General features: G+C 68.2%; 11 protein-coding genes. All 11 read left to right on the top strand.

The annotated features are described in order from the left end of the window. The first annotated feature begins 2 nt into the window (after nt 1-2). The 11 genes from K5L94_RS17915 (at nt 3) to K5L94_RS17865 (ending at nt 12269) form a co-directional block, all read left to right on the top strand. Nucleotides 3-1061, top strand: a complete 1059-nt coding sequence (locus tag K5L94_RS17915; protein ID WP_005410860.1) for a pilus assembly protein PilM — start codon at nt 3-5, stop codon at nt 1059-1061. Further along, the gene (locus tag K5L94_RS17910; RefSeq protein ID WP_274511033.1) at nt 1061-1954 is read left to right on the top strand and encodes a PilN domain-containing protein; all 894 of its coding nucleotides are present in this window, start codon (nt 1061-1063) and stop codon (nt 1952-1954) included. Before K5L94_RS17915 ends, K5L94_RS17910 begins: the two co-directional genes overlap by 1 nt. Continuing rightward, entirely contained in the window at nt 1951-2625 is a 675-nt protein-coding gene (locus tag K5L94_RS17905) for a type IV pilus inner membrane component PilO (protein ID WP_006465991.1), read from the top strand. The genes K5L94_RS17910 and K5L94_RS17905 overlap by 4 nt, the downstream gene beginning before the upstream one ends. Next, nucleotides 2625-3158, top strand: coding sequence for a pilus assembly protein PilP (locus K5L94_RS17900; protein WP_006465989.1), 534 nt, complete (start codon nt 2625-2627; stop codon nt 3156-3158). Before K5L94_RS17905 ends, K5L94_RS17900 begins: the two co-directional genes overlap by 1 nt. 21 nt (nt 3159-3179) lie before the next feature. Then, nucleotides 3180-5144, top strand: a complete 1965-nt coding sequence (locus K5L94_RS17895) for a type IV pilus secretin PilQ (protein WP_053450673.1) — start codon at nt 3180-3182, stop codon at nt 5142-5144. A 167-nt stretch (nt 5145-5311) separates the two neighbouring features. Further along, on the top strand, nt 5312-6337 hold the full coding sequence (locus K5L94_RS17890; RefSeq protein WP_053450672.1) for an AAA family ATPase: 1026 nt from the start codon (nt 5312-5314) through the stop codon (nt 6335-6337). 8 nt (nt 6338-6345) lie between these two features. After that, entirely contained in the window at nt 6346-7275 is a 930-nt protein-coding gene (locus K5L94_RS17885; RefSeq protein WP_053450671.1) for a DUF58 domain-containing protein, read from the top strand. Beyond that, nucleotides 7272-7721 carry a DUF4381 family protein gene (locus tag K5L94_RS17880; RefSeq protein WP_053450670.1) on the top strand — a complete coding sequence of 150 codons (450 nt, stop codon included), beginning with the start codon at nt 7272-7274 and terminating at the stop codon, nt 7719-7721. The genes K5L94_RS17885 and K5L94_RS17880 overlap by 4 nt, the downstream gene beginning before the upstream one ends. Further along, nucleotides 7718-8722: a vWA domain-containing protein gene (locus K5L94_RS17875; protein WP_053450669.1), complete on the top strand. Its 1005-nt coding sequence runs from the start codon at nt 7718-7720 to the stop codon at nt 8720-8722. Before K5L94_RS17880 ends, K5L94_RS17875 begins: the two co-directional genes overlap by 4 nt. Further along, nucleotides 8719-10557, top strand: a complete 1839-nt coding sequence (locus K5L94_RS17870; RefSeq protein WP_274511031.1) for a vWA domain-containing protein — start codon at nt 8719-8721, stop codon at nt 10555-10557. Before K5L94_RS17875 ends, K5L94_RS17870 begins: the two co-directional genes overlap by 4 nt. Beyond that, nucleotides 10554-12269, top strand: a complete 1716-nt coding sequence (locus tag K5L94_RS17865; RefSeq protein ID WP_274511030.1) for a BatD family protein — start codon at nt 10554-10556, stop codon at nt 12267-12269. Before K5L94_RS17870 ends, K5L94_RS17865 begins: the two co-directional genes overlap by 4 nt. Nucleotides 12270-12319 lie beyond the last annotated feature (50 nt).

Here is a 12319-nt window from a genome sequence, read left to right as displayed (position 1 = left end):
CCGTGGGGCTCATCCCAAAAAGTCAGTCGCCGCTTGTAGGCGTCGACATCAGTTCGACTGCGGTAAAGCTTTTGCAGCTGTCCCGCAGCGGCAATCGTTTCCGTGTGGAACACTATGCTGTGGAACCACTTCCGCCGAATGCGGTGGTGGAGAAGAACATCGTGGAGGTGGAAGCGGTCGGTGAGGCCATCCGCCGGGCGATGAACCGTTCAGGCAGCAAGGCCAAGCTGGCCGCTGCCGCCGTCGCCGGGTCGGCGGTGATCACCAAGGTGATCCCGATGCCGGCCGAGCTCGACGAAAACGACATGGAAGCCCAGATCGAGCTGGAAGCGGTCAACTACATTCCGTATCCGATCGAGGAAGTGAACCTGGACTTCGAGGTGATCGGGGCGATCCCGAACAACCCCGAGATGGTGCAGGTGCTGCTGGCCGCGTCGCGTTCGGAGAACGTGGAGCTGCGCCAGTCGGCGCTGGAGCTCGGTGGCCTGCAGGCCAAGGTGATGGACGTGGAGGCCTTCGCGGTCGAGAACGCCTACGCCCTGGTCGCCAGCGAGCTGCCGGTGTCCATCGACGGTGTCGTCGCGCTGGTCGACATCGGCGCGACCATGACCACCCTCAATGTCCTGCGCGGCGGCCGCAGCCTGTACAGCCGCGAACAGGTGTTCGGTGGCAAGCAGCTGACCGACGAGATCATGCGCCGCTACGGCCTGAGCTACGAGGAAGCCGGCCTGGCCAAGCGCCAGGGCGGGTTGCCGGAAAGCTACGAGATGGAAGTGCTGGAGCCGTTCAAGGAAGCGACGGTGCAGCAGATCAGCCGCCTGCTGCAGTTCTTCTATGCAGGCAGTGAGTTCAACCGCGTCGATCACATCGTGCTGGCCGGCGGCTGTGCCGTGCTGGGTGGCCTGCCGGAGATGGTCGAAGAACAGCTGGGCGTGCCGACCGTGGTCGCCAACCCGCTGGCACAGATGACCCTGGGCCCGAAGGTGAACGCGCATGCGCTGGCCCAGGATGCCCCCGCGCTGATGATCGCCACCGGTCTGGCGCTGAGGAGCTTCGACTGATGGCACGCATCAATCTATTGCCCTGGCGCGCCGAGCGGCGCAAGCAACGCCAGCGTGAGTTCTACGCAATGCTGGGCATGGCTGCGATCGGTGGCCTGCTGCTGTCGCTGCTGATCTGGTTCTACTACGACCGCCAGGTGAGCGGCCAGATGGATCGCAATGCCTATCTGTCGGCCGAGATCGAGAAGGTCAAGGAACAGAACAAGGAGATCGACCGCCTCGATGCGCAGAAGGAACGCCTGCTGGCACGCAAGAAGGTGATCGAGGAACTGCAGGCCAAGCGCTCGCAGATGGTCCATCTGTTCGATGCGCTGGTGCGTACGATTCCCGATGGTGTGGTGCTGACCGCACTGAAGCAGGAAGGCGACGTGCTGACCCTGGAAGGCCGTACCCAGTCCAACGCCCGTGTTTCGGCCTACATGCGCAACCTGGACACCTCCGGCTGGATGACCAATCCGGAGCTGTCGATCATCGAGGCGCGCGAGCCGGAGAAGGACAAGGACGGCAAGACCGGTCCGGTTACCGACATCAAGGCACTGCCGTACGTGTTCGTGGTCAAGGTGAAGCTGCCGGCACAGAGCGAAGAGGTTGCGGCGACGCCGGGCCTGAACGCGGATGGCACGGTTGTGTCGGCCCCGCCGGCTGCGGTGGCCCCGCTTGCTACGGGTCCGGACGCCGCCGCGCCTGCCACGCCTGCCGCCCCGGCTGCGGCTCCGGCCGCGAATGCGCAGGCACCGGCTCCGGCGGCACCTGCCACTGCACCGGCCGCTGCACCGGCCAAGCCGAACCAGCCGGCAGCGCCGGCTGCCAAGCCGGCGCCGAAGCCTGAGGGAAGCCGCCTGGCGCAGCCGCCGCAGGCCTTCATCGCGCCGCTGCAGGGGGACCGCGCATGAGCCAGAAGATCGATCTGAAGAACCTCGATTTCAACGACATCGGCAACTGGCCGCAGAAGGCCAAGATCGTCTTCTGCTCGGTGCTGGCGCTGGTGATCATGTTCCTGGCGTGGATGCTGCTGATCAGCGGCAAGCGCGAGGAGCTTGCTGGCCTGGAATCGAAGGAAGTCGAGCTGCGTTCCGAGTTCACCAAGCAGCAGGAACGCGCGGTGAACCTGGCCCCGCTGAAGCAGCAGCTGGCGCAGATGGAGCAGGTGCTGCAGCAGATGCTGCGGCAGCTGCCGAGCAAGACGGAAATGCCCGACCTGATCATCGACATCTCGCAGACCGCGTTGTCCAGCGGCCTGGCCAACGAGCTGTTCGAGCCCGAACAGGAGCAGGTCAAGGAGTTCTACGCCGAGAAGCCGATCAAGCTGCGGATGGTGGGCAGCTACCACCAGTTCGGCGCGTTCGTCAGCGGCGTGGCGTCGCTGCCGCGGGTGGTGATCCTGACCATGCACGACATCAACCTCAAGCCCAAGGACAAGTCCAAGGGCAATGTCCGCAGCGGTGCGCTGGAGTTGTCCGGCACGGTCAAGACCTATCGCTATCTGGACGAGACCGAAGTGCAGGCGCAGCAGGCTGCTGCCGATGCCGAGGCGAAGAAGAAGGGCAAGGGGGGCAAGAAGTGATGCGCACGTACATCGCACGCGGTGCAATGGCGTTGGCGGTCCTGTTGCTGGCCGCCTGCGGCCGCGGCGTGACCAGCACGCCCGGCGACGCCCCCAACCTGGAAAAGTGGGTGGAAGGCGAGCGGGCTCGGCCGGCGCAGCCGCTGGAGCCGCTGCCGGTGATGCAGCAGTTCGAGACCTTCGAGTATTCGGCGCAGGGCATGCGTGACCCGTTCACCGATGCCTGGACCAATCCGCAGCAGGGGAATGGCGGATTGCGTCCGGATCCGAACCGGCGCAAGGAGCCGCTGGAAGGCTTCCCGCTGGACGCACTGGACATGGTCGGCACCATCGGCACGGGTGCAGGCGTCGTCGCGCTGGTGATGGGGCCGGACAAGGTGACCTACCGGGTGCGCCCGGGCGGTTACCTGGGACAGAGCGACGGGCGGATCACGGCGGTCTTCGAAGACCGCGTGGAGCTGATCGAACTGGTGCCGGATGGTGCGGGCGGCTGGCTGGAACGGCCGGCAACGCTCTCGCTTGAAGATCAATGATCGTTTACTGGGGATAGCACGATGACCTTTCACCAAGCCAAGGGGCTGCGTCCCATCCGGCGCTCTACCTTGAACCGTGTCAGCGCGTTGGGAGTCGCGCTGATGCTGGCCTGCGCTCCGGCGCTGGCTGCCACGCCGGCGGAAAAGCCGGCCGGCGCCACCGTGGCTGCGGCCGTCGCACCGACAGGCCTGTCGGTGGCGAAGATTGATTTCAAGCGCGGCGATGACGGCGCCGGCCGCCTGATCGTCCAGTTCGACGGGCAGGGTGCGGTGCCGGACCTGCGCACGCAGGGCAACAGCGTGGTGGTCGATGTCGGCAACGCCCGGCTGCCGGCCAACCTGCAGAGGCCGATGAACGTCACCGACTTCGCAACGCCGGTGCAGCGCATCGACGCCAAGCCCTCCGGCGCGGGTACCCAGCTGGTCCTGAGCACCGGCGGTGCGGTGGATTCGCTGGCCTACCAGAGCGGCAACGAATACGTGGTCGAGATCAGCCCGCGTCAGGCGCCGGCGGCAGTCGGTGCGGTCACTGCGGGCAGCGTTGCGCAGGCCGCCAAGGCCGTGGGCCAGCGCGGTTTCACCGGCAAGCCGGTGACCTTCAACTTCCAGGACGTGCCGGTGCGCACCGTGCTGCAGTTGATCGCCGAAGAATCCAACCTCAACGTGGTGGCGTCCGATTCGGTGCAGGGCAATGTGACCCTGCGTCTGGTCAACGTGCCGTGGGACCAGGCGCTGGACATCGTGCTGCGGGCCAAGGGCCTGGACAAGCGTCGCGACGGCAGCGTGATCTGGGTTGCGCCGCAGGCCGAGCTGGCCAAGTTCGAGCAGGAGAAGGAAGACGCGCGCATCGCCATCGAGAACCGCGAAGACCTGGTTACCGATTACGTGCAGATCAACTATCACAGCGCCACGCAGATCTTCAAGGCGTTGACCGAAGCCAAGGGTATCGGCGGTGGCGGCGGCAACGGCAGCAGCGGTGGTTCGGCGTCGCAGGAAGACAGTGGCTTCCTGTCCTCGCGTGGCCGCATCGTGGCCGACGAACGCACCAATACGCTGATGATCAGCGACATCCCGAAGAAGATCGCGCGCATGCGTGAACTGATCGGCGTGATCGACCGGCCGGTCGACCAGGTGCTGATCGAAAGCCGTATCGTCATCGCCACCGATACGTTTGCCCGCGAGCTGGGTGCCAAGTTCGGCATCAGCGGCAGCCGCGACAACGTGTACTTCAGCGGTGACCTGGAATCCAACCGCAAGACCCGCCTGTCGCAGGCGGATACCGCGGCCGCCAATGCCAAGGCCTATCGCGATTGGGAAGCGGGTGGCAGCGTTGGACCGGCACCGGTGCCGCTGCTTCCGGCCATCACCCGTGGCCTGAACTTCAACCTGCCTGCCGCTTCGACCGCCACCCCGGGCTCGTTGGCGCTGTCGATCCTCAACGCCGGCTACCTGCTGGACGTGGAGCTGTCGGCGATGCAGGAAGAGGCGCGTGGCGAAGTGATCTCCAACCCGCGCGTGGTGACCACCAACCAGCGCGAGGCACTGATCAAGCAGGGCAAGGAAATCGGCTACGTCACCATCAGTGGTGGCGGTACCGGCGGCGTTGCCACGCCCAACGTCCAGTTCAAGGAAGTGGTGCTGGAGCTGAAGGTGACCCCGACCATCACCAACGACAACCGCGTGTTCCTCAACATGCAGCTGAAGAAGGATGAAGTGGAGCGCCTGATCCAGCTGCAGGGCTATGGCACCGTACCGGAAATCAACCGCCGTGAAGTCAATACCGCGGTGCTGGTGGACGATGGCCAGACCGTCGTGATCGGTGGCGTGTACGAGTTCACCGACCGCAGCAGCGTGAGCAAGGTTCCGTTCCTGGGCGACGTGCCGTTCCTGGGCAACCTGTTCAAGAAGCGTGGCCGCAGCAAGGACAAGGCCGAACTGCTGGTGTTCGTCACGCCGAAGGTGCTGCGCGTGGCCAAGCAGAACTGAGCCGGTACCACCTGTTGCAGGAAGAAGGGCCGCCTTGTGCGGCCCTTCTTCGTTGAGGCCGGTCATGCGGTGCGCGAAGGGCTGTTCAGCCGTTCTTGATGTCAATCGCAGGGCACCCTGCGATGATGTCGGGAACCCGTGCCGTCCTGCGCCGGTCAAAGGCCCCCATGAACCTGCCTCCGCCGATGCCCGAAACCGTCCCGCCGCCCCCCGCGCCGGCCAGCTCCCGCCTGCACGCCGCCTTCAGCCAGCTGCGCGATGCGCTGTCAGCCGAAATCGTCGGCCAGTCTGCGCTGGTCGAGCGCCTGCTGATCGCGCTGCTGGCCGACGGCCACCTGCTGGTGGAGGGGGCGCCGGGGCTGGCCAAGACCACGGCGATCCGCGCGCTGGCAGCACGGCTGGAAACCGACTTCGCGCGCGTGCAGTTCACCCCGGACCTGCTGCCGGCCGACCTCACCGGCACCGAGATCTGGCGCCCGCAGGAAGGCCGTTTCGAGTTCGTGCCCGGCCCGATCTTCCACCCGATCCTGCTGGCCGATGAAATCAACCGTGCGCCGGCCAAGGTGCAGTCGGCGCTGCTGGAAGCGATGGGCGAACGCCAGGTCACCGTGGGACGCCACACCTACGCGCTGCCGTCGTTGTTCCTGGTGATGGCCACGCAGAACCCGATCGAGCAGGAAGGCACCTTCCCGCTGCCGGAAGCACAGCTGGATCGCTTCCTGATGCATGTGCGCATCGGCTACCCGGACCAGGCGGCCGAATCGGAAATCCTGCGGCTGGCCCGTGAGCGTGCCCGTGGCGCATTGGGCGAAGCCGCGCCGGCGCCGGAGAAGCTGCCGATGCAGGATGTGTTCGCGGCCCGTCGCGAAGTGCTGGACCTGCACATGGCGCCCGCGCTGGAACGCTACCTGATCGAACTGGTGCTGGCCTCGCGCGATCCGTCGCGCTACGACGCCGGCCTCGGTCGCCGCATCGCGTGGGGCGCAAGCCCGCGAGGTTCCATCGCGCTGGAACGCTGCGCACGTGCGCGCGCCTGGTTGGCGGGCCGCGATTTCGTCACGCCCGATGACGTGCGCGCGGTCGCCGCTGATGTGCTGCGCCATCGCGTGCTGCCCAGTTACGAAGCCACAGCCGAAGGCTGGGATGGCGAGCGCCTGGTGCAGGAGCTGCTGGCCCGCGTGCCGGCACCCTGAGCCTGCGCATGACCGATCCATCCCCGGCACCTGCATCCATGGCCAGCGAGGGCGACGGGCTGCGCCCGCAGTTGGCCGAACTGGTCGCGCTGCGTCGGCTGGCACAGCGCCCGCCGCCGCCACGCCGCGGCCGTGCCGGCAATGCCGGGCAGGCACCGTCGCCGCTGCGCGGGCGTGGCATGGAGTACGCCGAATCACGCGAGTACGTGGCCGGTGATGATGCGCGGCATATCGACTGGCGGGTGACCGCGCGTACCGGCCGTGCCCACACCAAGCTGTTCCAGGCCGAGCGCGAGCGGGTCAGTCTGATCGTGGCCGACACCTCGCCGGCGCTGTATTTCGGCACCCGGGTGCGCTTCAAGTCGGTACAGGCTGCACGTGCGGGCGCCGTTGCCGCCTGGTCGGCGCAGCGTCGAGGCGACCGCGTGGGCGCCCTGCGTGGCAGCGACCGCGAGCCACCGATCGCACCCGCAGGTGGTCCGCGCGGTGTGCTGCGCGTACTCGATGCACTCACCCGATGGTACGCGCAGCCTCCCACCGATGATCTTGGTCTTGAGCGTGCGCTGGACCACGCCAGTCGCGTGCTGCGCCCCGGTGCGCGCATGCTGGTGCTGGCCGATCCGCAGCAGGCGGCACGGATTGCGCCGGTACGCTGGAGCGCGCTGGCCCAGCACCATGACCTCAGCCTGGTTCTGCTGGTCGATCCATTGGAACTGCAGCCGCCGTCGGCCGCGCTGCAGTTCCAGACCGCGCAGCAGCGCGTTGGACTCGACCTGCGCCGCAGCGACGTGCAGGCGCATTGGCAGGCACATTTCGTTGAACCGCTGCAGGAACTGCGGCGCCAGCTCGGCGCACGCCGCGTCGACGTGCAGGTGCTGTCCACCGATGCGCCCAGCGATGCCTGGCTGGCCCCGTCGCCGACCGAGGTGCCGGCATGAGTGCCAACCTGCCGCTGCGCGACGTGCAGCTGCCGCCGGCCCCGTCGTGGTGGCCACCGGCACCGGGCTATCTGATGATCGGTGCCGCGTTGCTACTGCTGCTGTTGGTTTTCGCATTCCTGTGGTGGCAGCGTCGCCGCCGTCGGCAGCGCTGGTTGCAGCAGTTCGACAGGGAGTTGGCGGGCTGCACCGACGCGGCGGCGGAACTGGCGGCGATCGCCGGCCTGCTGCGTCGTGCCGCGCGCCAGGCACGTCCGGGCAGTGAATCGTTGCGCGACGACGCATGGTGGCAACGCGTGGACCCGCAGGGCACGCTGTCTGACGCACGGCGCAGCCTGCTGGCCGAGGGCGCCTATCGGCCACGCGTCGATGCCAGCGAAGTGGCCGCGGTGCGCAGCTGGTCCCGCGCGCGCTATCTGGCATTGCTGCTGGAGCGTCGGCGATGAATCTGCTGGCGAGCTACTGGCCGTGGCCGGACCTGCAGCTGGCATGGCCGCTGGCGCTGCTGGCGTTGCCGTTGCCGCTGCTGATGTACGCGTGGAAGCGTCGCGCTGACCCCGGCGCGGCGCTGCGCGTGCCGTATGCCGCCAGCGAACTGGAAGCACTGACCGGTGGTGGCCGCGTCGACGTGTCTTGGCTGCGTACCCTGCTGTTGTGGTTGGGCTGGTGCGCGCTGTGCGTTGCGCTTGCCCGTCCACAGCAACTCGGTGAGGCTATCACCCCACCGCAGCAGGGCCGGCAGATGATGCTGGCAATGGACGTGTCCGGCAGCATGGGTGAGGGCGACATGGTGCTGGGCGGACAGGCCGTGGATCGCCTCACCGCAGCCAAGGCGGTGCTGGCCGACTTCCTCGACCGCCGCGCCGGTGATCGCATCGGCCTGCTGATCTTCGGCGACCGTGCTTACACGTTGACGCCCCTTACCGCCGACCTGGCCAGTGTGCGCGACCAGCTGCGCGACAGCGTGGTCGGCCTGGCCGGTCGCGAAACCGCCATCGGTGATGCCATCGGCCTGGCGGTGAAGCGCCTGCGCAGCCAGCCCGAAGGCCAGCGCGTGCTGATCCTGCTGACCGACGGTGTCAGCAATGCCGGCGTACTGGAGCCCCTGCGCGCGGCCGAAGTTGCCCGCGCCGAGGGCGTGCGCATCCACACCGTCGCGTTTGGCGGCGACGGCAGCATGCGCGTGTTCGGCATCTCCATTTCCGCCGACCAGGATCCGGTCGACGAGGCCACATTGAAGAAGATCGCGGGCATGACCGGTGGCCAGTTCTTCCGCGCACGCGATACGGCACAGCTGGCCGGCATCTATGCCGAACTGGACCGGCTGGAGCCGATCGCTGCGAAGGGACCCAGCCTGCGCCCGCGTGAGGAACGCTATGCCTGGCCGCTGGGCCTGGCGTTGCTGCTGGGTGCGCTGGCGTGGCTGTGGCCGGAGCGTCGCCGATGATCGCGTTGGCGTCGAATCTTCCCGACTGGAATGCGCTGCATTTCCTGCGCCCGGAATGGCTGTGGGCCCTGCTGGCCCTGCCAGTGATCCTCGCGCTGGCGCTGTACCGGCAGCGGCGCAGCGATGCATGGCGGCAGGCGGTGGATCCCCACCTGCTGCCGCACCTGCTGGCGGCAGGCACGCGTCGCCGTACGCGCCTGCCGTGGGCGCTGCTGCTGGGCTGGACGCTGGCGTCGCTGGCGATGGCCGGGCCGAGCTGGCGGCAGCAGGCGCAGCCGATGTTTCAGGCCAGCGCACCGCTGCTGGTCGTGCTGGATCTGTCCAGCCGGATCACCGCCACCGACCTGCCGCCGTCGCGGCTGCTGCAGGCGCGGGCCAAGCTGGGCGAGCTGCTGCGCGCGCGCAAGGGCGGCCAGGTCGGCCTGGTGGTGTATGCCGATGACGCCTATACGGTGGCGCCGTTGACCGATGACGGCAGCAATGTCGCGCTGTATCTGGATGCCTTGTCCCCCGAGGTGATGCCGCGCGATGGACAGCGTGCCGATCGCGGTATCGACTGGGCGGCGCAGCTGATGCGGCAGGTCGCGGCGCTGCAGGGACAGGTCCTGCTGGTCACCGACCAGGCCGACAGTGAGGCCGCGCTGGCGGCGGCCCAGGCACGCAGCCTTGGCCTGCAGGTTTCGGTGCTGGGGCTGGGTACGCCGGCCGGTGCGGCCTATCGCGATGGCAATGGGCAGATCCGCCAGGCGGCGCTGGATGAGGGCAGCCTGCGCGCCGTGGCCACCGCAGGTGGCGGGCGCTATGCACGTATCGCCGCCGATGACAGTGATCTGCGCGCGCTTGGGGTTCTGGATGCGCGCGAGGGCACAGCGGCACAGCGGCCGGGTGAAGGCAAGCAGTGGCGCGATGAAGGCTTTTGGCTGCTGCCGCCGTTGATGCTGCTGGCGCTGCTGGCCTTCCGCCGGCGCGCGGTGCTGGCCGCGGTGCTGGCCGTTGGCCTGCTGCCCTGGATGGGGGATGTGCAGGCGCAGGCGTCAGCAGCGCCCGCACCGCCGCCCGTGCAGGGCACCCTGTGGAAGCGTGCTGACCAGCTGCAGCACCAGCGCCTGGCCGAAGGTGTGCAGGCCTACCGTAACGGCGACTTCGCCGGTGCACGCAAGCAGTTCGAAGGCATCGACAGCGATGCCGGCTGGTACAACCTGGCCAACGCACTGGCGCGCCAGGGCAACTACGATGAGGCCATCGCCGCTTACGACCGCGCGCTGGCGCTGCATCCCGGCATGGCCGATGCGGTGGCCAACCGTGCCGTGGTCGATGCCGCGCGCAAGCGCACGCAGTCGGGTGGCCAGGGCCGGGATCAGCAGAAGCCCCAGCAGAGCGGCCGGCAGAAGCAGCAGAACGATTCGCAGGGCAAGCAGAACCCGTCGGGCCAGCAGCCGCAGCAGGGCCAGCAGAATCCCGGCCAGGGCCAGCCGCAGTCGGGCCAGCAGGACCCGCCCAAGGCGGGTGACAACAACGCACAGTCGAAGCCTCAGCCCGGCGAGCGCGGCCGCGATGGCCAGCAGGCACCACCGCAGGTGGAAGATGCCAAGGCGCAGGCGCAGGCCGACGAGCAGCAGCGCCAGCGCATGCAGCAGGCAATGCAGAAGGCACGTGAAGGCAAGGGCGAACAGGATGGCAAGCCCGTGCCAGGCAGCGAAGGCACCACCTCGCGCCAACGCGAGGAGCAACAGGCCGTGGAGGCGTGGATGCGACGCGTACCCGATGATCCGGGGGCGCTGCTGCGGGCCAAGTTCCAGCTGGAAAACGAACGCAGGAAGAGGGAAGGGCGATGACGCGGGCGATCAACATGCATGGGCGCTGGCCCCGGCAGGTACTGGCAGCGCTGCTGCTGTGGCTGCCGCTGCTGGCCTGGGCGCAGCCGCGCGCCTGGCTGGACCGCGATCGCATTGCAATGGGCGATACGGTCACCCTCAATGTCGAGAGCGATCAGGGCGCGCCTGACTTCACGCCTCTGCGTACCGACTTCGACCTGAGCGCGCAGACCAGCAGCCGACAGGTGGAGTGGAGCAACGGCAGCATGCAGCAGCGCAACCTGTACGGCGTGGCGCTGACGCCGCGACGCAGCGGTGCGCTGGTGGTTCCGGGCCTGCAGGTGGGCAGTGTGCGTACCGCGCCGCTGACCCTGCAGGTGGACGCGGCCGCCGTGGCGGGCCCGGACAGCACTGCGATGGCTTTCATCGAGACGGTTGTCGATGACGAAACGCCGTACGTGCAGCAGAGCGTGGGCGTGGTGGTGCGGTTGTATTTTGCTTCGCAGCTGGCGTCGGGTGAACTGGTACTGGATACCCCGGCGGGCGCGTCATTGCAGCGCGTGGGCGATGACCGCACCGATGTGCGCCAGGTCAACGGGCGCCGCTACAACGTGGTCGAGCGCCGCTTCCTGCTGATCCCCGAGCGCAGCGGCGCATTGCGGTTGGCCGGTGCGCGCTTCAGCGGGCGCAGTGCCGGTGGCTTCTTCGACGACTTCTTTGGCGGGGGCGACGGCCGCATGAATGCCACCGGCGCCGACCGCACGTTGCAGGTTCAGGCACAACCGGCGCAGGCGCCGCAGCCGTGGCTGCCGCTGCTGAGCCTGCAGTTGCGCTATACCAGTGCGCCGACCAGCGCCCGCACCGGTGAAGCGGCCAATGTGGTGGTTGAAGCGGTTGCCGAGGGGGCGACGCGTGCACAGTTCACCGATCTGCCGGTGCCGGATGTCGGCGCCAATGCGCAGGTGTTCGCCGAACCAGCACAGTACGAAGAGACCTTCAACGGCAGCACGCCACGCCTGAAGATCACCCGCCGCTATTCGATCGTGCCGCGCCAGCCGGGTTCGCTGGTGGTGCCCGGCCCGCGCCTGCCCTGGTGGGATGTGCGCAGCGGCAAGGCACAGGAAGCAACGCTGCCGGACCTGACGCTGACGGTTGCGGCGGGCAATGGCGGCGGCAATACCTCGCCGGCTCCGTTGCCGCCGATCGACACCGACGCCGCGCTGCCCGGCACCGATGGCCAGGACAGCCGCATCGCGGCCACCGACCCGCGCGCCAGCGGCATGGCCGAGCGCCCATGGCCCTGGATGGGCGCGGCGATCGGGCTGGCGCTGCTGTGGCTGCTGACCCTGCTGTGGGGCTGGCAGCGTGGCCGTCGCCCGCGTGCAGCGGCGCCTGTCGCAGGCACGTCCGCTGTGCCGACTGTGGCGAGCGGCCGTGCCGGTTTGGCCGAACTGCGCCGCGTGCTCGATGGCGAGGGCTTCGACCAGGTGGAAGCACAGCTGTGCGCGATGGCCGGTGTCGAACGTATCGAGCAGGTCATCGCGCGTCTGGACGATCCGGAGCAGCGCCAGGTGTTGCAGGACCTGCAGCAGGCGCGCTGGGGCGGGCAGGGCGATCTGGCGGCGCTGCGTACGCGCCTGCGCGCGGCCTTCCGTGACGGACCGCACTGGTCGGCGGTTGCGGGGGCCGCTGACACTGGCCTGGCGCCGCTGTATCCACCGCGGCGAACCTGAACCGGCGCCGCTTGCGCGCTTTGTTAGAGTGCATTCATTTTTCGAGGGAA

It is taken from the genome of Stenotrophomonas forensis, assembly GCF_028752115.1.
Classification (GTDB): Bacteria; Pseudomonadota; Gammaproteobacteria; order Xanthomonadales; family Xanthomonadaceae; genus Stenotrophomonas; species Stenotrophomonas forensis.
The sequence above is the reverse complement of the archived record's forward strand: the minus strand, read 5'-3'. Positions and strand labels throughout refer to the sequence as shown.

Bases quoted from the DNA above. Each gene is read 5' to 3' on its own strand.
- K5L94_RS17910 (WP_274511033.1), top strand. From the start codon at position 1,061: ATGGCACGCATCAATCTATTGCCCTGGCGCGCCGAGCGGCGCAAGCAA.
- K5L94_RS17905 (WP_006465991.1), top strand. From the start codon at position 1,951: ATGAGCCAGAAGATCGATCTGAAGAACCTCGATTTCAACGACATCGGC.
- K5L94_RS17900 (WP_006465989.1), top strand. From the start codon at position 2,625: ATGCGCACGTACATCGCACGCGGTGCAATGGCGTTGGCGGTCCTGTTG.
- K5L94_RS17895 (WP_053450673.1), top strand. From the start codon at position 3,180: ATGACCTTTCACCAAGCCAAGGGGCTGCGTCCCATCCGGCGCTCTACC.
- K5L94_RS17890 (WP_053450672.1), top strand. From the start codon at position 5,312: ATGAACCTGCCTCCGCCGATGCCCGAAACCGTCCCGCCGCCCCCCGCG.
- K5L94_RS17885 (WP_053450671.1), top strand. From the start codon at position 6,346: ATGACCGATCCATCCCCGGCACCTGCATCCATGGCCAGCGAGGGCGAC.
- K5L94_RS17880 (WP_053450670.1), top strand. From the start codon at position 7,272: ATGAGTGCCAACCTGCCGCTGCGCGACGTGCAGCTGCCGCCGGCCCCG.
- K5L94_RS17875 (WP_053450669.1), top strand. From the start codon at position 7,718: ATGAATCTGCTGGCGAGCTACTGGCCGTGGCCGGACCTGCAGCTGGCA.
- K5L94_RS17870 (WP_274511031.1), top strand. From the start codon at position 8,719: ATGATCGCGTTGGCGTCGAATCTTCCCGACTGGAATGCGCTGCATTTC.
- K5L94_RS17865 (WP_274511030.1), top strand. From the start codon at position 10,554: ATGACGCGGGCGATCAACATGCATGGGCGCTGGCCCCGGCAGGTACTG.